General features: G+C 74.8%; 20 protein-coding genes. 13 read left to right on the forward strand and 7 right to left on the reverse strand.

Annotated elements, in window-relative coordinates:
* Nucleotides 1–62 precede the first annotated feature (62 nt).
* Nucleotides 63–914, reverse strand: a complete 852-nt coding sequence (locus tag AVL61_RS09520; protein ID WP_058874111.1) for a transporter substrate-binding domain-containing protein — start codon at nt 912–914, stop codon at nt 63–65.
* Between the two features lie 277 nt (nt 915–1191).
* Here AVL61_RS09520 and AVL61_RS09525 point away from each other — a divergent pair, with 277 nt between their 5' ends.
* From AVL61_RS09525 to AVL61_RS18155, 6 genes are all read left to right on the forward strand, one after another.
* The gene (locus tag AVL61_RS09525) at nt 1192–1569 is read left to right on the forward strand and encodes an RNA-binding S4 domain-containing protein (RefSeq protein WP_058874112.1); all 378 of its coding nucleotides are present in this window, start codon (nt 1192–1194) and stop codon (nt 1567–1569) included.
* 129 nt (nt 1570–1698) lie between these two features.
* Nucleotides 1699–3156 carry a benzaldehyde dehydrogenase gene (locus AVL61_RS09530; RefSeq protein WP_058874113.1) on the forward strand — a complete coding sequence of 486 codons (1458 nt, stop codon included), beginning with the start codon at nt 1699–1701 and terminating at the stop codon, nt 3154–3156.
* 86 nt (nt 3157–3242) lie between these two features.
* On the forward strand, nt 3243–4595 hold the full coding sequence (locus tag AVL61_RS09535; protein WP_058874114.1) for an MATE family efflux transporter: 1353 nt from the start codon (nt 3243–3245) through the stop codon (nt 4593–4595).
* A gap of 51 nt (nt 4596–4646) precedes the next feature.
* Nucleotides 4647–5627 (forward strand): universal stress protein, encoded by a 981-nt coding sequence (locus tag AVL61_RS09540; RefSeq protein WP_058874145.1) that lies wholly within the window; start codon nt 4647–4649, stop codon nt 5625–5627.
* Between the two features lie 52 nt (nt 5628–5679).
* The gene (locus tag AVL61_RS09545) at nt 5680–6573 is read left to right on the forward strand and encodes a universal stress protein (RefSeq protein ID WP_058874115.1); all 894 of its coding nucleotides are present in this window, start codon (nt 5680–5682) and stop codon (nt 6571–6573) included.
* Nucleotides 6574–6710: 137 nt separating this feature from the next.
* Complete coding sequence (locus AVL61_RS18155) at nt 6711–7583, forward strand: TPM domain-containing protein (RefSeq protein ID WP_058874116.1); 873 nt, start codon at nt 6711–6713, stop codon at nt 7581–7583.
* Between the two features lie 101 nt (nt 7584–7684).
* Here AVL61_RS18155 and pdxT read toward each other — a convergent pair whose 3' ends face one another.
* Together pdxT and pdxS are read right to left on the reverse strand one after the other, a co-directional pair.
* On the reverse strand, nt 7685–8287 hold the full coding sequence (gene pdxT, locus AVL61_RS09555) for a pyridoxal 5'-phosphate synthase glutaminase subunit PdxT (RefSeq protein ID WP_058874117.1): 603 nt from the start codon (nt 8285–8287) through the stop codon (nt 7685–7687).
* On the reverse strand, nt 8284–9249 hold the full coding sequence (gene pdxS, locus AVL61_RS09560; RefSeq protein ID WP_197412676.1) for a pyridoxal 5'-phosphate synthase lyase subunit PdxS: 966 nt from the start codon (nt 9247–9249) through the stop codon (nt 8284–8286). The genes pdxT and pdxS overlap by 4 nt, the downstream gene beginning before the upstream one ends.
* Nucleotides 9250–9357: 108 nt before the next feature.
* Here pdxS and pdxR point away from each other — a divergent pair, with 108 nt between their 5' ends.
* The 4 genes from pdxR to AVL61_RS09580 all read left to right on the forward strand — a co-directional run bounded on the left by pdxR (nt 9358) and on the right by AVL61_RS09580 (nt 12498).
* A complete protein-coding gene (gene pdxR, locus AVL61_RS09565; protein ID WP_058874118.1) occupies nt 9358–10908 on the forward strand; it encodes a MocR-like pyridoxine biosynthesis transcription factor PdxR in 1551 nt (516 codons plus the stop codon).
* A gap of 69 nt (nt 10909–10977) precedes the next feature.
* Complete coding sequence (locus tag AVL61_RS09570) at nt 10978–11568, forward strand: DUF308 domain-containing protein (protein ID WP_082697060.1); 591 nt, start codon at nt 10978–10980, stop codon at nt 11566–11568.
* Between the two features lie 60 nt (nt 11569–11628).
* Nucleotides 11629–12135 (forward strand): hypothetical protein, encoded by a 507-nt coding sequence (locus tag AVL61_RS18670; protein ID WP_082697061.1) that lies wholly within the window; start codon nt 11629–11631, stop codon nt 12133–12135.
* A gap of 165 nt (nt 12136–12300) precedes the next feature.
* Nucleotides 12301–12498 carry a hypothetical protein gene (locus AVL61_RS09580; protein ID WP_058874119.1) on the forward strand — a complete coding sequence of 66 codons (198 nt, stop codon included), beginning with the start codon at nt 12301–12303 and terminating at the stop codon, nt 12496–12498.
* An 82-nt stretch (nt 12499–12580) separates the two neighbouring features.
* Here AVL61_RS09580 and AVL61_RS09585 read toward each other — a convergent pair whose 3' ends face one another.
* The 3 genes from AVL61_RS09585 to AVL61_RS09595 all read right to left on the reverse strand — a co-directional run bounded on the left by AVL61_RS09585 (nt 12581) and on the right by AVL61_RS09595 (nt 15462).
* The gene (locus AVL61_RS09585; protein ID WP_058874120.1) at nt 12581–14878 is read right to left on the reverse strand and encodes a heavy metal translocating P-type ATPase; all 2298 of its coding nucleotides are present in this window, start codon (nt 14876–14878) and stop codon (nt 12581–12583) included.
* Complete coding sequence (locus AVL61_RS09590) at nt 14871–15080, reverse strand: heavy-metal-associated domain-containing protein (RefSeq protein ID WP_082697062.1); 210 nt, start codon at nt 15078–15080, stop codon at nt 14871–14873. The genes AVL61_RS09585 and AVL61_RS09590 overlap by 8 nt, the downstream gene beginning before the upstream one ends.
* A gap of 67 nt (nt 15081–15147) precedes the next feature.
* Complete coding sequence (locus AVL61_RS09595; RefSeq protein ID WP_058874121.1) at nt 15148–15462, reverse strand: metal-sensitive transcriptional regulator; 315 nt, start codon at nt 15460–15462, stop codon at nt 15148–15150.
* A 99-nt stretch (nt 15463–15561) separates the two neighbouring features.
* Here AVL61_RS09595 and AVL61_RS09600 point away from each other — a divergent pair, with 99 nt between their 5' ends.
* Genes AVL61_RS09600 through AVL61_RS09610 form a run of 3 tightly spaced genes read left to right on the forward strand, consistent with a single transcriptional unit; the run spans nt 15562 to nt 18634 of the window.
* Nucleotides 15562–17601 (forward strand): glycoside hydrolase family 15 protein, encoded by a 2040-nt coding sequence (locus AVL61_RS09600; protein ID WP_058874122.1) that lies wholly within the window; start codon nt 15562–15564, stop codon nt 17599–17601.
* Nucleotides 17598–18326, forward strand: coding sequence for an AzlC family ABC transporter permease (locus AVL61_RS09605; RefSeq protein ID WP_058874123.1), 729 nt, complete (start codon nt 17598–17600; stop codon nt 18324–18326). The genes AVL61_RS09600 and AVL61_RS09605 overlap by 4 nt, the downstream gene beginning before the upstream one ends.
* On the forward strand, nt 18323–18634 hold the full coding sequence (locus AVL61_RS09610; RefSeq protein WP_058874124.1) for an AzlD domain-containing protein: 312 nt from the start codon (nt 18323–18325) through the stop codon (nt 18632–18634). Before AVL61_RS09605 ends, AVL61_RS09610 begins: the two co-directional genes overlap by 4 nt.
* Before the next feature lie 100 nt (nt 18635–18734).
* On the opposite strand, the gene AVL61_RS09615 is transcribed toward AVL61_RS09610, so the two are convergent.
* On the reverse strand, nt 18735–20156 hold the full coding sequence (locus AVL61_RS09615) for an FAD-binding oxidoreductase (RefSeq protein WP_058874125.1): 1422 nt from the start codon (nt 20154–20156) through the stop codon (nt 18735–18737).
* Between the last annotated feature and the right edge of the window lie 39 nt (nt 20157–20195).

Here is a 20195-nt window from a genome sequence, read left to right on the forward strand (position 1 = left end):
CCGCCTCGCGCGGGCCACGGCGTCCGTGGCGCTCGTCACACCCGTCCGGCGGGTGCGGCGGATCAGCTCGCGGCCGGCTCCGGGCTCGCCGAGGAGTCCGTGCCCTCGGAGTCCGCGGTGCCCAGCCACTCGGCCTTGAGCTGGTCGAGGGTGCCGTCCTCCTCCATGGCGGCCAGCGACTCGTTCACCCGCTCCAGCAGGGCCGTGTTGCCGGTCTTCACGGCCAGGCCGAGCTGCTCGCCGGTCTCGATCTCCTCGACCAGCCGCAGCTCCGGGTTGTCCGCGATGGCGGGGCCGGTCACGGAGATGTTGCCGAGCACGGCCTTGACGTCGTCGGTGTTGAGCCCCTGGATCATCAGCGAGGAGGTCTCGTACTGGACGACGTCCGCTCCGTTGTCCCGGGCGTAGTCCTCGCCGGTGGTGGCCTGCTGCGCGCCCACGCGCTGGCCCTCGATGTCGGCCACGGACTCGATGCCGGAGTCCGGCGCCACGAGCAGGGCGAGGTTGTCCTCGAGGTAGGGGTCGGAGAAGTCCATCACCGACTCGCGCTCCTCGTTGATGGTCATGCCGGACGCGGCGAGGTCGCACTGGTCGGTGTCCAGCGCGGAGCCGGTCTCGATGGCCTCGAAGGGCGTGGTGATGACGTTCGTCTCCACTCCGAGGTCCTCGGCGATCCGGTTGACCAGGTCGATGTCGAAGCCCACGGTCTCGCCGTCCTCGACGTACTCGAAGGGGGCGTAGGGGATGTCCGAGCAGACCGTGAGGGTTCCCGGGCTGATCAGGCTGACCTCGCCCCCGCTCTCGCCCCCGCCGGAGGCCTCCTCGCCCCCTCCGGTGCTCGTGCACGCGCTCAGGGCCAGCGCGGAGACGGCCAGCACGGACAGGGTTGCTGCCCCGTGGAACCTGCTCTTCATGGATCTGTCCTTCCCTCGGGAGGTGGCCGGCCGCCGGTCCGTGCGCGGGGTCGTGCTCCGGTGCAGCCCACCGCTGAATGAGCCTCAGTGTAGGGGCTGTCGTGCCCCCGGTGTGTCGCGCACCACTGGTCGGTAGCTAATTCCCCGTGCTGCGCTCGCGACGACGGGGCGCGGGCCCGCGGAAGCCGCCCGGTGCCCGGGGCCGGCACGGCTTCGGCACAATGGAGCCCATGACTCCGATCGACGACGTCCTGGGACCGGCTCCCGAGGAGGGGCGATGACGGCGGCTCCGGCGCCCGCGAGCGTGCGCGTGGACGTGTGGCTGTGGGCGGTGCGCGTGTTCAAGACCCGCTCCGCCGCGACGGCCGCGTGCCGCGCCGGGCACGTGAAGATCGACGGGACCTCGGTCAAGGCCGCCCAGCCGGTGCGGCCCGGCCAGCGGGTGGCCGTGCGCCGCCCCGGCCACGAGCAGGTCCTGGAGGTGGTGCAGCTGCTGACCAAGCGCGTCGGGGCTCCGGTGGCCGCGAAGGCCTACGTGGACCGCAGCCCGCCCCCGCCACCCGCGCTGCACGCGGCCGTCCCGCGGCGGGACCGGGGCACCGGCCGGCCCACCAAGAAGGACCGCCGGGAGATGGACCGCCTCCGGGGTCTCTGAGGGCCCCGGCGCGCCCGGCTCCGGGCCGGCTCCCAGGAAGGCGCAGAATAATCCCCACTGCACGTGTGCCGTGGGTCACCCCGCCGTCCGGTGGTCCGACCCGCGGCCGGAACCCGAGGAATTCGACCCATGGCACTGCTGGACACATCGGTGTGGACCGGAAAGATCTACGTCAACGGGTGGCGCGACGGCCGCGGCGGCACCGAGGACGTCACGAACCCGTCGACGGACGAGACGCTGGGGCAGATCGGCTTCGCGTCCCCCGAGGACGTGTACGAGGCGGCGGAGAAGGCCGCGGCGGCCCAGAAGGAGTGGGCGGCGCTGAAGCCCTCCGAGCGCGCCGCGGTGCTGCGCCGCGCCGGCCTCCTGTTCGAGGAGCACGCCGAGGAGGTCATGGACTGGGTGGTCCGGGAGACCGGGGCGATCCAGCCCAAGGCCGGGCTGGAGGCCTCGGTCGCGGCCGCGGAGTGCTACGAGTCCTCCGCGCTGCCGACCCATCCGCACGGGGAGTACCTGCCCTCCGACGCGCCGCACTGGTCGCTGTCCCGCCGGGTGCCGGCCGGGGTGGTCTCGGTCATCTCGCCGTTCAACTTCCCGCTGATCCTCTCGATCCGCTCCGTGGCCCCCGCCCTCGCTCTGGGCAACGCGGTGCTGCTCAAGCCGGACCCCCGCACCTCGGTCACGGGCGGCGCGCTCATCATGCGCGTGTTCGAGGAGGCCGGGCTGCCGCCCGGGGTCCTGCAGCTGCTGCCCGGCGGCGGCGACGTGGGGGCCGCCACGGTCGAGGCCCCGCAGGTGGACGTCGTGTCCTTCACCGGGTCCACCGCGGCGGGACGGCACGTGGGCGCCGCCGCGGCGCAGCACCTCAAGCGGGCCCACCTGGAGCTCGGCGGCAACAACGTGGTCATCGTGCTGCCGGGCGCGGACGTGGACCTGGCCGCCGGGGTCGGGGCGATGGGCTCCTTCTTCCACCAGGGCCAGATCTGCATGACCACCGGGCGCCACCTGGTGCACGAGGACCTGCACGACGAGTACGTGGACAAGCTCGCGGCGAAGGCCGAGGCGCTGGTGGTCGGGGATCCCGCCGAGGGGCCCGTGCACCTGGGCCCGATCATCGACGAGCGCCAGCTCAAGTCCATCGACGCGATCGTGCAGGAGACCGCCATCGCCGGCGCCCGGGTGGTCGCCGGCGGCTCCCACGACGGGCTGTTCTACCGGCCCACGGTGCTCGCCGACCTGACCCACGAGATGACGGCCTGGAAGGACGAGATCTTCGGCCCGGTGGCCCCCGTGATGAAGGTGTCCAGCGCCGAGGAGGCGGTGGAGTTCGCCAACGCCTCCGAGTACGGCCTCTCGGTGTCGATCATCGGGGACGTCGGCGAGGCCATGAAGATCGCCGACCGGATCCGCTCCGGCAAGATCCACATCAACGAGATGACGGTCGCCGACGAGGCCAACGCCCCCTTCGGCGGCATGGGCGCCTCGGGCACCGGCTCCCGGTTCGGCGGACCCACCGCCAACATCGACGCGTTCACCGAGACGCAGTGGATCACGATCAGCCCGGACGTCCCGCACTACCCCTTCTGAGCGCCGCCCCCTCCGGGCAGCGCACGGCCCACCGCCCGGCCGGGCGGTGGGCCGCGGGGACGGGAGGTCGTCGGTAGCCTGGACCGGTGACCACGACCTCCCGTCCCCGCGGCCTCAACCGGCAGATCCTGGCCCTGGCGGTCCCCGCCTTCGGGGCGCTCGTGGCCGAGCCGCTGTTCCTGCTGGCGGACTCCGCCATCGTCGGCCACCTCGGCACGCCCCAGCTCGCCGGCGTGGGCGTGGCGGCGGCCGTGCTGCAGACGGTCGTGGGGCTCATGGTCTTCCTCGCCTACAGCACCACCCCGGCGGTCGCCCGGCACCTCGGTGCGGGTCGGCTCCACGAGGCCGTGGCGGTGGGCCGGGACGGGCTGTGGGTGGCCGCGGGACTCGGCCTGCTCCTGTCCGCGGCGGGCTGGGCGGCGGGCCGCCCGCTGCTGGCGCTGATGGGCGCGCGCGGCGAGGTCCTCGAGCACGCCGTCGTGTACCTGCACTGGTCCCTGCCCGGGCTCACCGCGATGCTCCTGGTGCTCGCGGCCACCGGCGTGCTCCGCGGGCTCCAGGACACCAGGACGCCGCTGCTCATCGCCGGGATCGGGGCCGCGGCCAACGCGGGGCTCAACCTCCTGCTCGTCCACGGCGCGGGCCTGGGCGTGGCCGGCGCGGCGATCGGCACGAGCGCCGTGCAGTGGGCCATGGCCCTGGCCTACCTCCGGATCCTCCGCCGGCTCGCCCGCGAGCACGGCGTGGGGGCCTCGACCACGTGGCCGCGCCTGCGCTCGCACCTCGCGGTGGGCTCCTGGCTCATGCTCCGCACCGTGTCCCTGCGGGTGGCCATCCTCGCGACCGTCCTGGTGGTCACCGGACAGGGGGCGCAGAACCTCGCGGCGCACCAGCTCGTGATGACGGTGTTCAACTTCCTGGCGTTCGCCCTGGACGCCCTCGCCATCGCCGCGCAGGCACTGCTGGGCCGGGACATGGGGGCGCGGGACGTCGGGGACCCCTCGCAGCGCCGGGCGGTCCGGGCGCTGATGGACCGGCTGGTCCTGTGGGGGCTCGGCTTCGGCGTGCTGACCGGTCTCCTCGTGGCCCTGGTCGGCACGCGGCTGGGCTTCCTGCTCAGCCCCGACCCGGCGGTGCAGGCCCTCTTCGCGGCGGGGCTGCTGGTGGTGGCGGTCGGCCAGCCGCTGGCCGCCTACGTCTTCGTCCTGGACGGCGTGCTCATCGGGGCCGGGGACGCCCGCTACCTCGCGGTGGCCGGGGTGCTCAACCTCGCGGTCTACGCCCCGCTGCTGGTGCTCGTCGCGCTCCGCGCGGGGTCGGGGACCGGAGGGTTCGTGTGGCTGTGGGCCGCCTACGCCGGCGGGTACCTGGGGGCCCGCGCCCTGACCCTGGGGCTGCGTGCCCGCGGCGACTCCTGGCTGCTCAGGAACGCTCGGTAACAAGCGGGGGCGCACCCGGGGGATGTGGGGCGGATCACCTACGATGCCACTATGAACAGTGATTCCCGCGCAGAGAACCAGTCCGCCGCCGACTCCGGGCACAACGTGGTGCTCGTCGGCATCGACGGCTCCGACCAGGCCCGCCACGCCCTCGAGCGCGCCATCGACGAGGCCCGGGCCCAGGACCTGACGGTGCGCCTGCTGGGCGCCTACCCGGTCATCGGGGTCGGGGACCCCGGGCTCGAGATGCGGTTCACCGAGGCCGTGATGAAGGAGAACGCCGAGCACCTGGCCGAGGCCCGGCAGGCCGTGGAGCAGGCGGGGCTGCCCGTCGAGGTCGTCGAGGCGGCCGGGGACGCCGCCAAGGCCGTCGTGGAGCAGTCGGGCGAGGCCGCCCTCGTGGTCATGGGCAAGCGCGGGCGCGGCGGCGCGCTGCGCGGCCGGCTGGGCTCGGTGTCCGCGGCCGTCGCGGCGCACGCCAAGAGCCCGGTCATCATCGTCCCCGAGGCCGCGGAGAGCCGGCACTCCGAACGGCGCGGCGGCAGCGCGGGCGACTTCGCGCTCGAGGCCGAGGGCCCGGTCAAGGCCGACGAGATCGACTTCACCGGCCGGGTGGTCGTGGGCCTGGACGCCCTCGGCTCGCGCAGCCCCGCGCTGGGGAAGGCCGTGGCGTACGCCCAGGAGCACGGCAAGTCCCTGGCGCTGGTCTCCGTGAACGGTGCCCTGTCCGGCACGCCCGCCTGGTTCCAGGACGAGTTCAACCAGGCGCGGTACTTCCACGAGGCCGACCGGAAGCTCACCGAGATCTCCGACGAGATCGCCGCCGAGCACCCCGAGCTGACGGTGGAGCACCACATCTTCGTGGGCCGCCCGGGCCGTATCCTGATGAACGCCACGCACTCCGCGGACCTGGTCGTGGTGGGCTCCCGCGGCATCGGCGGCTTCCGGGGACTGCTGCTCGGCTCGGTGTCCCAGGCGGTGCTGGAGAACGCCACCGGCCCGGTCATGGTCGTGCCCGCGCACCGCCCCTGAGCGGGCGTTCCCGGCACCACACCCCCACGGCGAGCACAGGGAGCAGCGGCACATGACGGAGCAGATCGTCGTCGGCTACGACGGGTCCGAGAACAGCGAGCGGGCCCTGGACTGGGCCGTCCGGGAGGCCGCCGCCCGCGGCGGCGAGCTCAAGGTGGTGGTCTCCATGGGGCGGCCCGTGGCCGTGGACCCCAGTCTCTACGGGCCGTTCCTGGAGGCGATCGAGGAGGAGGCGGACAAGCTGGCCGGCGCCGCCGTCAGCCGGGCCCGGGACGCCGGCGTCCCGGCGGTCGCCGTGGTCGAGCGCGGTGACGCGGCTGGGGTCCTGGTGCACGAGTCGGAGGGCGCCGCGGCCCTGGTGCTCGGCCGGCGCGGCCGCCGCGGCGTGCGCGGACGCCTCGGGTCGGTCACGGCCGCGGCGTCCGCGCACGCGAAGTGCCCCGTGATCGTCCTCCCGGACCGCTGGGACCCGGAGGCGAGGGCCGCCCAGGGCACGGCCGGGCCCTTCGCCGGCCGCGTGGTGGTCGGCGTGGACCGGCTCGGGCGGGACAACCCGGCCGTGCTGGCGGCCGGACGGTACGCGGTGCGGCACGGCGCGGGCCTGGCGCTGATCACCGTGGTCCCGGAGGCGCTGAGCATGCCGACGGGCTCCGCCGACCTGGACCGGGCCGTGCGCGAGCAGCTCACCGAGCCCGCCCAGGGGCTCGTGGACCAGGTCGCGGCGTCGGTGCGGGAGGACCACCCCGACCTCGACGTCCGGACGTTCGTCTTCTCCGGCACGCCCGCGGACCAGCTCGTGGAGGCCGGGCGGTCGGCGGAGCTCGTGGTGGTCGGCAGCCGCGGCTACGGCGGGTTCCGGGGACTGCTCATGGGCTCCGTCTCGCAGGCCGTGCTCAACGAGGGCGAGGGCCCCGTGATGGTGGTCCCGAACCGCCGGAAGGACTGACCGGTCCGCCCGCAGGAGGAGCGCCCGGCCCGGGACGGCCGCGGAACTCCTCCTCCCGGAGGTTCTCCGGACCGGGGCCGCCGGGCCATCCTGGGGACGAGCCCGCGGACCCGCCGCGGACGGAGGAGGGGCGCACCGTGGACCGCAGAGGACTCGCCGGGACCGCCCTGGTCCTCGCCGCGCTCACCGGGTGCTCGGCCCCGGTGGAGGTCCCGGACCCGCCCGCCGGGTCCAACGTGCTGGACGCGGCCGGCGTCCTGACCGACGCGCAGGAGCAGGAGCTCGACGCCCTGATCGAGGACCGCAACGCGAGCACGGACGCCGCCCGCGTCGCCGTGCTCACCGTGGAGGAGGCAGCCGGGTCGATCGAGGACCACGCCCGCGAGGTCGCCGCGGCCTGGGAGGTGGGCGACGCCGGGGCGGACAACGGCGTGCTCGTGGTCGCCGCCACCGAGGACCGGGAGCTGCGGATCGAGTCGGCGGACGGGGTGCGCGAGGCCTTCTCGGACGACGAGGCGCAGCGGGTGGTCGACGACGTGCTGGCGCCGGCCTTCGCGGACGGGCGCTACGCGCAGGGCCTGAACGGGGCCGTCGAGCAGATCTACACCTACGCGCAGGGCGGGGAGCCGCCGCAGGAGCCCTTCGACTGGGCCCTGCTCGGCTGGGTCGCCGGCGGCTTCGGCCTGGTCATAGCGCTGGTGGCGTGGTGGATCGTCGCAGACCTCCGCCGCCGGCGCCGGATCGCCGACGAGGAGCTCCGGGCGGCCGGGCAGCGCGACCCCGGGCTGCGGCTCACCGATGAGCAGCGCGAGGCCTACCGGAAGTACCGCTACCACCACCGCAAGCAGGACGCCGTGACGAACCCCGCCGTCTGGCTGCCGCTCTACCTGGCCGACCCGGGGCTGTACTCCGGCGGCTCGGGCGGAGGCACGGGCGGGGACGGACCGGGCGGCTCCTCGTTCGGCGGGGGCGGCGGCTTCACCGGCGGCGGGGCGTCCGGAAGCTACTGAGCACCCCGCGCGCGGGGGCGTGCGCCCCCGCGCGGGGCGGCACCGGCCGGCCGGGGCAGAACGGCTCGGCGAAGCGGGACCGTTCGGCGAAGCGGGACCGCTCAGGCGGGGAGGCCGCGCCGGGCGGCCACGAGGGAGAGCAGGTGCCGGTGGACCGTGGTCTCCCCGGTCAGCTCGGGGTGGAACGAGATGCCGACGACGGCGCCGCTCGCCACCGCGACCACCTGCCCCCGGTGCCGGGCGAGGACCTCGACGCCCTCGCCGACACGCGTCACCGCGGGGGCCCGGATGAAGGCCGCGCGCACGACGTCCCCGGCGCCGCCCCAGGCCAGGGTGACCTCCTCGGAGGCCGTCTGGGGGCCGAACGCGTTGCGGGCCACCGTGACGTCCAGGACCCCGAGGGACTGCTGGCCGGGGGCGGGGTCCTCGATGTCGGTGGAGAGCAGGATCAGCCCGGCGCACGTGCCCAGTGTGGGAAGGCCGCCGAGGACGGCCTCCCGCAGCGGCTCCCGCAGCCCGAACAGGCGCAGCAGCCGGTCCACGGTGGAGGACTCCCCGCCGGGCAGCACGATCGCGTCCAGCCCGGCGAGCTGCTCGGCCGTCTTCACGAGCACGGGCTCGGCGCCGAGCTCCTGCAGCATCGCGGCGTGCTCGGCGACCCCGCCCTGCAGGGCGAGGACGCCGACGCGGGGCGCGGAACTCACCAGCCGCGCTCCGCGAGCCGGTGCGGGGCCGGGAGGTCGCCCACGTTGATGCCGACCATCGCCTCGCCGAGCCCGCGGGAGGCCTCGGCGATCTTCTCCGGGTCGTCGAAGTAGGCGGTGGCCTTGACAATGGCCTGGGCACGGGCCGCGGGGTTGCCGGACTTGAAGATGCCGGAGCCCACGAACACGCCGTCGGCGCCGAGCTGCATCATCATGGCGGCGTCCGCGGGGGTGGCCACGCCGCCGGCGGTGAACAGCACGACCGGCAGCTTCCCGGTGCGGGCGACCTCGAGGACGATGTCGTAGGGGGCCGCGAGCTCCTTCGCCTTCACGTACAGGGCGTCGGGGGAGACCTTGTAGAGGGCCTGCAGCTCGGCGATCTGCCCGCGGATGGTGCGGATGTGCTTGGTGGCCTCGGAGACGTCGCCGGTGCCGGCCTCGCCCTTCGAGCGGATCATGGCGGCGCCCTCGGCGAGCCGGCGCAGGGCCTCGCCCAGGTTGGTGGCCCCGCACACGAACGGGACGGTGAAGCGCTGCTTGTCGATGTGGTTGACGTAGTCGGCGGGGGAGAGCACCTCGGACTCGTCGATGTAGTCGACCTTCAGGTGCTCGAGCACCTGGGCCTCCACGAAGTGGCCGATGCGCACCTTCGCCATGACGGGGATGGAGACGGCGGCCTGGATGCCCTCGATCAGGTCGGGGTCGGACATGCGGGCCACGCCGCCCTGCGCGCGGATGTCCGCGGGCACGCGCTCGAGGGCCATGACGGCCACGGCGCCGGCGTCCTCGGCGATGCGGGCCTGCTCGGCGGTGACGACGTCCATGATGACGCCGCCCTTGAGCATGTCGGCGAGTCCGCGCTTGACGAGCGGGGAGCCGGTCAGCGGGGTCGCGTCCGAGGCGGCGCCGCGGGCGGTGTCGTGGGCGGGGGTCTGGGCAGGGGTGGTCTGCAGATCGGTCATGGAGTCCATCCTCCGTTCCGGAGTGGTCCATCGACAGGTCCACCATCGATAGAATCTGTTGGACCACCGAACATCCTGCGGAGACCTGCGGGAGAGAGGAGCCGGCCCGTGCGGCACCCCCACGACGTGGAGCTGCCCGTGCGCGTGGACCGGGCCGACCCCGCGCCCCTGCCCGCGCAGCTCGTCCAGCAGCTGCGGGAGCTGGTGGTCTCCGGGGCCCTGCGCCCCGGGGACCCGCTGCCCTCCACGCGCGGGCTCGCCGCCCGGCTGGGGATCTCGCGCGGCTCCGTGGTCACCGCCTACGACCAGCTCCACGGCGAGGGCTACCTGCACGCGACCAACGGGGCCACGGTGGTCCACCCCGACCTGGCGCGCTCCCGGGCGGAGCCCCCGGCCGCCCGCACCGGCCCCCGCCCGCCCGTGGCGCGGCCGCGCCGGGCCCGCGAGCGGCCCATGATCGACCTCACGCCCGGGCGGCCCGACACCGGGCGGCTGGCCACCCCGCAGTGGCGCGCCGCGTGGCGGGACGCCGCGGCCGCCGCCGGGACGGGCGCGCCCCCGCCCCAGGGCTCGGAGCCGCTGCGCGAGCAGATCGCCGAGCACCTGCGGCTGATGCGCGGCGTGGTCCGGGACCCCGGGGACCTCTTCGTCACGGCGGGCGCGCGGGACGGGCTCCAGCTGCTGCTCGCGGTGCTCGGCGGCCACGCGGGCCGCGGGCTGCGGGTCGCCGTCGAGGACCCCGGCTACCCCTCGCTGCGCCGGGTGCCGCAGCGGCTCGGCCACGAGGTGCTGCCCGTGCCGATCGACGACCAGGGGCTCGACCCCGCCCGGCTGCCGTCCGGCGCCTGGGCCGGCCCGGGGGAGTGGGAGATCGAGCGGCCCCCGGACGCCGTGATCGTGACCCCCAGCCACCAGTACCCCCTCGGCGCGTCGATGCCCGCCGCCCGCCGGCTCGAGCTGCTCGGCTGGGCGCGCGCCCACGACGCGCTGATCGTGGAGGACGACTACGACTCCGAGCTGCGCTACGTGGGCGAGCCGCTCCCGGCGCTGTCCTCCCTCGACCACGCCCCGGGCGCCGCCCCGGAGCCGCCCGCCCCGGGGCGGCTGCTCGGCGCCGGCGGCCACGTGGCCACGCTGGGCTCCTTCACCAAGGTCCTCGCGCCCGGGCTGGGGGTCGGCTACCTGCTGGCCCCGCCGGCCCTCCGGGAGGAGCTGCTGCGGCTGCGCACGGACCTGGGCAACCCCGCCTCCGCGGTCGCCCAGGACGCCATGGCCCGGTTCTTGGCCGAGGGCGGGCTGCGCCGGCACACCGCCCGGATGCGGCGGGAGTACCGGCGCCGGCGGGACCTGCTCACCGCGGCCCTCGCGGGCGTCCGCGGGGTGCGGGCCGTGCCCATGGACGGCGGGCTGCACGCCGTCCTCGAGTTCACGGGGGAGGTGCCGTTCGAGGAGCAGGACGTCGTGGACCGGGCCGCGGCCGCGGGCGTGCGAGTGGCGGCGCTGGGCTCGTACTGGGCGCACGGCGCGCGGGGCGCCCGCCGCGGCGTCGTCGTCGGCTTCGGCGCCACCGGCGCCGCCCCGCAGGGGGACGCCCTGCCGGACGCCCTCGCGGTGCTGGCCCGGGTGCTCTCGGCGCCCGGCCGCGGCTCCGGTCGCTAGACTGACCCGGGCCCCGCGGGCCGTTCCACCAGGGCCTTCCCGCCCGCACGTCCTCCCGAAAGGCGCACCGTGAACCCCGACCCGAGCACCGGCATCCACCGCGACCTGTTCGCGCCCACGCTGCTGCGCGCGCTCGTGGCCCTGGTCCTCGGCGCCGTGACCGTGTTCTGGCAGGAGCCGACGCTGCCCGTGGTGGCCTGGGGCGTGGGGCTCTACCTCGTGCTCACGGGGGCCGCGAGCGTGTTCCTGCAGCTGCGGCTCAACGGCAACGACGCCGTGGACCTGGGCCCCGCCCGGCAGGTCCCCCAGTCCTACGGCGTGCTGTACCTGCTGGGCGGGATCTTCACGGTCCTCGGCGCCGACAGCCCCGCGTGGCTCGTGGTCTACGCGGCGTCCGTCATGGGCCTGGCCGGGCTCACGGAGCTGGCCCTCGGGCTGCGGTTCCGCACGAGCTTCCCCCTGGGCCGCGACTGGACCATCGCCGGGCTCGTCACGGTCCTCGCCGCCACCGGCCTCGTGCTCGTGGTGGACCTCGGCGCCAAGGCCCTCTTCGGGGTGGTGGGGGCCGCCGCGGTGGTCATCGGCGTCACCCACCTGCTGGCCGCCCTGACCCTCCGGCACGAGGACCGCCGGGGACGGGCTCCCGCCGGGACCGCGTAGACTGGGCTACCGCACGGCAGGCCCCGTCCTGCCGAGGACACCAGCTCACGAGGAGGACCAGTGGCACAGCGCAAGGGCTCGAGAGGCGGCTCCCGGGCCGACGTCAAGGGCCCCCTGATCCTGTCCGCCGTGCTCGCGGCGATCGCGTTCGTCGCCGTGGGGATCTTCGCCAGCGGCGGCACGGACAACGCCCTGCGCCTGGACCTCGCCTTCATCGCCGCCGGCATCGTGTTCATCGTGACGCTCGTGATCAGCGCCACGCTGATGATCGTCGAGAAGCCCAACGACCCCCACCTCGGCGAGGGCACGGGCGTCAACCGCTCCTCGGCCAAGCTCTACGCCGAGGCCCGGGCCCGCCGGCAGGCGGCCGCACGGCCCGCCGGCGAGGCCGAGTTCGGCCAGCGCGTCCGGCCCGACACCGAGGGCGAGGACCTCCTCGGCCGGCGCTCCGCCGACGGCGCCGCACCGGGCGACGGACCCGCGCGGGCGGACGACGGCGGCCCCGCGGGCGGCCGCGGCCCGGTGCACGGGCCGGACGGCGACGACGGCCCCGCCCCGCGCGCCTGAGGCCACGCTCGCGCCGCTCCGCCCGCCCGGGGCTTCCCCGCGCCCGGAGGACCCGGCCGCCGGACGGGCCTGTTGCCGCCGGGCGTCCGCTCGATAGATTGGACGGCACCTGAGCAGCAGGGCCGGCCCCCGTGCCCTGCTCGAGACCGGACGACGGGAACCAGCATGAGCCAGCAACCGGAACCGCCCACCGAGGGCGACGCGGAGTTCGAGCAGAAGGTCCAGCAGCGGATGGCCGACCAGCAGGAGGACGGTCCCGACCAGGACCCCGTGGACGTGGCGCAGGAGGACTACAAGTCCGAGGTGCCGGAGCTCCCGGAGAACGAGGAGAGCCCGGTCGACCCCGGCCAGGCCGGCGCCTGAGCAGCACCTCGCACGGACGACGACGCCCCGGGGCGGACCAGGAGGTCCGCCCCGGGGCGTCGTCGCGTCCGGAGGCCCCGGCTCAGCGGCCGAAGCCGCGCAGCCGCAGGGAGTTCAGCACCACGAACACGGAGCTGAAGGCCATGGCGGCGCCCGCGATCACGGGGTTGAGCAGGCCCGCGGCCGCCACGGGGACGGCCACCGTGTTGTAGGCGAAGGCCCAGAACAGGTTCGACTTGATGATCGACAGGGTCCGGCGGGACAGGGCGATGGCCGTGGGGACCGAGCCGACGTCGCTGCGCACCACGGTGATGTCCGCGGCCTCGATCGCCGCGTCCGTGCCGGCGCCCATCGCGATCCCGAGGTCGGCCTGTGCCAGGGCCGCGGCGTCGTTGACGCCGTCGCCCACCATGGCGACCACGCGGCCGTCGTCCTGGAGGTCGCGGACCACCGCGACCTTGCCCTCCGGGCTGACGTCCGCGACGACGTCCTCGGCGGCGATGCCGGCCTCGGCGGCGACGGCCCGCGCCACGGGCTCGTTGTCGCCGGTCAGCAGCATGGGGCGCAGCCCCAGCTCCTTGAGCCGCGCGATCGCCGCCCGGGCGTCGTCCTTGACGGTGTCGCGCAGGTCCACGAAACCGACCAGGGCCCCGTCGACGGCCACGAGGATCGTGGTGAACCCGCCCTCCTGGGCCCGGCGCAGCGCGTCGAGCTGGGCGCCGTCCAGGCGCACGCCGTTCTCGGCCAGCCAGGTGGTGCGCCCGACCACCACCGAGCGGGAGTGCATCCCGTCCGTCACGTGCGCGCGCACGCCGCCGCCGGGGGCCGAGACGAACCCGGAGACCGGGAACCGGTGCGGGGTGGCCGCGGCCACGGCTCGGGCGATGGGGTGCTCGGAGTGCTGCTCCACGGTGGCCGCGAGGTCCAGCACCTGGTCCCGGGAGTACCCGGACACGGGCGTCACCGCCGCGACGGAGAGCTGGCCGCTCGTGACGGTGCCCGTCTTGTCGAGCACCACGGTGTCCACCGTGCGGGTGTCCTCGAGCACCTCGGCGCCCTTGATCAGGATGCCCAGCTGCGCGCCCCGGCCCGTGCCGGTGAGCAGGGCCGTGGGAGTGGCCAGGCCCAGGGCGCAAGGGCAGGCGATCACGAGCACGGAGACCGCGGCCACGAAGGCCGCGTTGACGTCCCCGGTCAGCAGCAGCCAGCCGATCAGCGTGGCCAGGGCGAGCACCAGGACGATCGGGACGAAGACCCCGGAGATCCGGTCGGCCAGACGGGCCACAGGGGCCTTGCTCGACTGGGCCCGGGCCACCATCCGGCCCATCTGGGCCAGGGTGGTGTCGGAGCCCACGCGGGTCGCCTCGACCAGCAGGCGGCCGTTGGTGTTGATCGTGGCGCCGGTGACGGTGTCGCCGACCTCGACCTCCACGGGCAGGGACTCGCCGGTGAGCAGGGAGGTGTCCACGGCCGAGCGGCCGTCCACGACCACGCCGTCGGCGGCGATCTTCTCGCCGGGACGCACCACGATCAGGTCCCCCGGGCGCAGCTGCTCCGCGGGCAGGTCGGTCTCGACACCGTCCCGCAGGACCACCGCGTCCTTCGCGCCGAGCTCCAGCAGCGCGCGCAGCGCCTCGCCGGAGCGCGCCTTCGCCCGGGCCTCCAGATAGCGGCCCAGCAGCAGGAACGCGGTGACGAGGGCCCCGGTCTCGAAGTAGAGCTGGTGCCCGCTCATGTCCATCGCGTGGCCGAGCATCGCGCCGGCCGTCATGCCGGGCTCCCGCAGCAGGTTCCACAGCGAGAACAGGTACGCGGCGGACACGCCCAGGGACACGAGGGTGTCCATGGTGGAGGTCAGGTGCCGGGCGTTGATCGCCGCCGAGCGGTGGAACGGCCACGCCGCCCACGTGACGACCGGCAGGCTCAGCACCGCGACCACCCAGCCCCAGTGCGGGAACTGGAAGCCGGGCAGCATCGAGATCACGAACACCGGGACGGAGAACGCGGCCGCCACGAGCAGGCGCCGGCGCAGGGACTCGGGCGAGCGCAGCGACGACGCCTCCCGCCCCGCGACCTTCGTCATGGCGTCGGGGCCGTCCCCGGCCGCCTCGTCGTCGTCCCCGGCCGCGTTCCTGAGCGTGGCGCCGTACCCGGCCTTCTCGACCGTCTCGACGACCTGCTCGTCGCTCACGCCCTCGGGCACGTGGACGGTGGCGGTCTCGAGGGCGAGGTTGACGGACGCGTCGACGCCCTCGAGCTTGCCCAGCTTCTTCTCGACCCGGCTGACGCACGAGGAGCACGTCATGCCGGTGATCTCGAGCTCGAGGGTGCGCAGGGGCCCGGCGACCTCCGTGGGGACGGGCGCGCGGGTCTCAGGCAACGGTGTACCCCGCTTCCTCGACGGCCTCCCTGATCTCGTCCTCCGACAGCTCGCGGGAAGTGGTCAGGACGACGGGGGAGACCCCGCCGGCCACGAGGTCGACGTCGACGGACTCGACGCCCTCCAGCTCGGTGAGCTCCTCGGTGACGGACATGACGCAGTGGCCGCAGGTCATGCCGGAAACGTTGACGGTGGTCTGCACGATGTTCTCCTCGGTGGGCAGGTCGGTTCGGTGGAGTGGTTCGGTCGGTCCGGTGCGCCGGTCCGGGTCAGCTCTTGAGCAGGCGGGCGATGGCCGCGGACGCCTCCTGGAGCTTGTCGTCGATGCTGGCGGCGTCCCCGGACTCCTGGGCGGCCTCGACGGCGCCGACCACGCAGTGGTTCAGGTGCTCGTCCAGCAGGCCCAGGCTCACGGCCTTGAGGGCGGACTGGATCGCGGAGACCTGGGTGAGGATGTCGATGCAGTACTTGTCCTCCTCGACCATCCGGTGGATGCCGCGGACCTGTCCCTCGATGCGGCGCAGCCGCTTGAGCCAGGCATCCTTGTCGTGGCTGTACCCGTGCGGCGGCAGGGTCTGCGTCATGAGCTCCTCCTCGGTCGTCCCGCCCCCACTGTATACCCCTTGGGGGTATAGATCCACCCCGGTGCCGGCGCGTCGCCGCAGGTGTGCGAATCTTGAGGCATGGCTTCACTGATCGAGGACTACGCCCTGCTCTCGAACATGCGCACGGGTCCGCTGGTCTCCCGCACCGGGTCCATCGACTGGCTGTGCGCTCCCCGGTTCGACTCCCCCTCGGTCTTCGGCGCCCTGCTCGGGGAGGCCGACCACGGACGGTGGCTGCTCGCCCCCGCGTGCACGGTCGTGGAGGGGGAGGACGGGGAGGTCCTCGACGAGGACGAGGGCGGCGCCCAGGTCGCCGAACGGTTCTACGTGGAGAACACGTTCGTGCTGCAGACCGTGTGGGTCACCGACTCCGGCTCCGTGCGCGTGACCGACTTCCTCCCGCTGACCTCCCGCACGGACGTGGTCCGCCGTGTCGAGGGCCTCACGGGGGAGGTCGAGATGTACCACGAGCTGCGGGTGCGCTTCGGCTACGGCGCCGTGGTCCCCTGGGTCAGCCGCTTCGAGGGGGAGGCGGACCCCGGCGGCGGCGACGCCGCCCCGCCCATGCTCGTGGCCATGGCCGGCCCGGACGCCCTCGTGCTGCGCGGGGAGCCCCTGCCCGAGTCCACGGACGACGACGACCAGCGCCGCCACCGCGGCACCTTCACCGTCTCCGCCGGTCAGGCACGGGACTTCGTCCTCACCCACTTCCCGTCCCACCGCACGCCCCCGGCGCCCATCGACGTCAACGAGCAGCTCACCCGCACCGTGGAGCTGTGGCAGGAGTGGTCCGGGCTGTACTCCCCGCCGGCCGTGGAGGGGGAGGAGCCGGTGCACATCGTCCCGGTCCGCGGCCACGCCGTGGCCCGGCGCTCGGACGTGGTCCGGCGCTCGCTGCTCGTGGTGCGGGCCCTGATGCACCAGGAGACGGGCGGGCTCGTGGCCGCCCCCACCACGTCCCTGCCGGACGTGGTGGGCGGGGAGCGCAACTGGGACCACCGCTTCGCCTGGCTGCGGGACGCCGCGATGGCCCTCGAGGTCATGCTCGACCACGACCACGACCGCGAGGCCGCGCAGCTGCGCAACTGGCTGCTGCGCGCCGTGGCGGGGGATCCGCACGACCTGCAGAACATCTACGGGGTCGCCGGGGAGCGCCGCGGGCGCGAGCACCAGCTCGACCTGCCCGGCTACGAGCGCTCCCGGCCGGTCCGCGAGGGCAACGGCGCCGCGGGCCAGCACCAGTCCGACGCCGTGGGCCACGTCATGGTGGTCTTCGAGCGGCTCCGCCGCCGCGGCGCCGTGGAGGACCACCTCTCCTGGCCCCTGCAGCAGGCGATGCTGCGCTCGGTCGTGGACAACTACGAGGTCACGGACCAGGGTCTCTGGGAGATGCGCGGCGAGCGGCAGTACTACACGCACTCGCGCGTGCTGATGTGGGCGGCCCTCCAGTGCGGCGTGGACGCGGTGCGCGTGCACGGCCTGCCCGGCGACGCGCAGCTCTGGGAGCAGCTGCGGGACGCGCTCGCCGAGGAGATCTGGACCAGCGGCTACGACCCCGAGGCCGGCTCCTTCGTGCAGTACTACGGGTCGAAGACCGTGGACGCCTCCCTGCTCCAGCTGCCGCAGGTCGGGTTCGTGGCCTACGACGACGAGCGGATGCTCGGGACCGTGCGGCGGATCGAGGAGGAGCTGCGCCACCCCGGCGGACTGATCCACCGCTACCGCAACGTGCTGGGACCGGTGGATCCGGACGACCCCGACGCGTACTCCGGGGTCATCGGGGTGGACGGCTTTCCCGGCCAGGACAACCCGCACCTCGGAGCGTCCCTGTGGCTGGCCGCCCAGTACGCGCGCTCGGGCCGCACGGACAGCGCCCGCAAGCTCGTGGACCTGGTGCTGTCCCGCGCCAACGACCTCGGGCTGCTCTCCACCGAGTGGTCGCCCGAGCAGCGCCGGATGACCGGCAACTTCCCCCAGACCTTCACCCACCTCGCCCTCGTCCAGGCCCTGGACGCGCTCGACGCCGCCCAGGGGCGCCGGACGCCGGCCGAGCAGCACGGGAGCACGGGGGAGCCCGCGCCGGACCTGAGCGGGGCGTCCGCGGCCGGGGCGTCGTGAGCCACGCGGCTCCCGTCGACTGGCGGTCCTCGCCGGCGGTCCGGATCGGGCTGTCCGTGGCCGTGGCCACCGGGCTGTACGGCATCTCCTTCGGGGCCCTGTCCGTGGCGGCCGGGCTGAGCTTCTGGCAGACCGTAGCCCTGTCCGCGCTCATGTTCACGGGCGGCTCCCAGTTCGCCTTCATCGGCGTGGTCTCGGGCGGTGGCGCCGGGGCCTCGGCGCTGGGGGCGGCGACCCTGCTGGGGGTCCGCAACGCCGTCTACGGGATGAACATGAACGCCCTGGTCCGCCCGCGCGGCTGGCGCCGGCTTCTCGCCGCGCACGTGACCATCGACGAGTCCAACGCGGCCGCCTCCTCCCAGGTCCATCCGGTCGAGGAGCGGCGGGGGTTCTGGACCGCGGGCCTCGGCGTGTTCGTGCTCTGGAACCTGTTCACCGTGCTGGGCGCCCTGCTCGGCAACGCCCTGGGCGATCCCGCCCGCTGGGGTCTGGACGGGGCCGCGGTCGCCGCGTTCCTGGGCCTGCTGTGGCCGCGGCTGAGCGCCCGGGAGCCCGTGGCGGTCGCGGTGGTCTGCGGTCTCGTCACGGCCCTGACCATCCCGGTGCTGCCGGCGGGGCTGCCGATCCTCGTGGCCGCCGTGGTCGCGGCGTTCCTGGGCCGCTCGCGCGGCGCCGGCCCGGCCGGGGCCGCCTCCGGCCCCGGCGGGCAGGAGGCGGGGGCATGAGCATGTGGTTCTGGGTGCTCGGGGCGTGCGCGCTCGCCTACGCCCTGAAGCTCGTCGGCTACCTCGTGCCGGACCGGGTGCTGGACGACCCGCGCGTGGGGCGCATGGCGGGCACCGTCACGGTGGGCCTGCTCGCCGCGCTCGTGGTCATGAACGCGTTCGGCTCCGGCCAGGCCCTGGCCCTCGACGCCCGGCTGGGCGCGCTGCTCGTGGCGGGGCTCGCGCTCGTGCTGCGGACGCCGTTCCTCGTGGTCGTCGTGCTGGGGGCGGTCGCGGCCGCCGTGCTCCGGCTGCTCGGCGCCCCCTGAGCCCGCGCCGCGGCAGGGCGGCCCGACCGGCCGGCGCACCCCGCCGCCCCGTCGTACTGCGTAGTTCCCAAGTGCGCGGCGGCCGGGGCCACGGGCGCGGTCAGGCGGTGCTCGGCAGGACGTTGTGGTTGAGCCGGAACAGGTTGGCGGGGTCGTAGCGGTCCTTCAGCTCCACGAGCCGCCGGTGCGTCCGCTCCCCGTAGGCCTCCCGTGCCGCCTCGGGGGTGACCGGGCCGTGCTCGGCGCCGAGGAAGTTCACGTACTGCCCGGCGTCGGCGAACGGCGCCACGGCGGCGTGCACGCGGCGGGCGAACGCCGTGAGGCGGGCGTCCTCGGCGGCGTCCGGCCAGTAGCCGTAGACGTTGAGCCAGTACCGCGCGGACCGGTTGGGAAAGGCGGTGGCCCCGGCGGGGACCCGCCCGAAGAACCCCTCCATGTGGTGGATGTCGATGCCCGTGCCGAACCAGGTGATCTCCGAGGCCACGCCGAGCAGGGCGTCGACCACTTCGTCGTCCAGGCGGGAGAAGGAGGCGCTCTTCCAGTACGCGCGCGCGCCCTTCGGGAAGAGCTCGTCCATGGCCGCCTGCCACTCGGTCCACTGCACCGGGCCGACCTCCTCCTCGTCCGGCGGGGCGTCGGCCCGCAGCCGCTCGGCCAGCCGCAGGCCCTCGGCGTGGTCGGGTGACATCCACGCGAAGGCGATGATCAGCCAGGGCTCGTCGCCCATCCCGAAGCTGGGCGGCAGCCGGAGGATCGAGACGATGCCGTTCATCTCGTCCGGCAGGTCGGCCGTCCAGCGCGCGAAGGCCTGCAGGGCCGTGCGCCACTTCTCGGGCCGGTAGAACAGGTTCCCGCCCAGCACGGACGGGGGCAGCTCCCGGGCGCGGAAGGTGAAGGAGGACACCACCCCGAAGTTGCCGCCGCCGCCGCGGATGCCCCAGAACAGGTCCGGGTTGTGCTCCGCATCGGCGTGCAGGTGCTCCCGGGTCCCGGTGATCACCTCGGCGTGCACGAGGTTGTCGAGGCTCAGGCCGTCGCTGCGGGTCAGCCAGCCCACCCCGCCGCCGAGGGTCAGCCCCGCGACGCCGGTGGCGCTTACCACGCCGAGGGGCACCGCCAGCCCGTGCGGCACGGTGGCGCGGTCGACGTCCGCGAGGGTGGCACCGGGCTCGACCGTCACGAGACGGGTCCCGGGATCCACATGGACCCCGCGCAGCGCGCCGAGGTCCAGGACCAGTCCGCCCTCCACGGTGCCGTGGCCGGCCACGCCGTGCCCGCCGCCGCGGACGGCCAGCGGCAGGCCCGTGTGCTGGGCGGCGGCCAGCACCGGGTCGATGTCGGACACGGCGCCGGCCCGCACGATCGCGCGCGGCCGCACGTCCACCATGCCGTTCCAGACCCGTCTCGCCTCGTCGTAGAGCGGGTCGTCGGGCTCGACGAGCGTCCCCGTCAGGTGGTTGCGCAGCTTCTCGAGCTCGCGGGCGGTCTCGTGGTCTTGGTCCCCGCGGTCCACGGCGTTCATGGGATCGGCTTCCTGTGGGCGGGGCGCGTCCTCCGGGCT

Origin of the sequence: Kocuria rosea subsp. polaris (genome assembly GCF_001483755.1) — a bacterium.
In the GTDB taxonomy this organism is placed as follows: Bacteria; Actinomycetota; Actinomycetes; order Actinomycetales; family Micrococcaceae; genus Kocuria; species Kocuria cellulosilytica.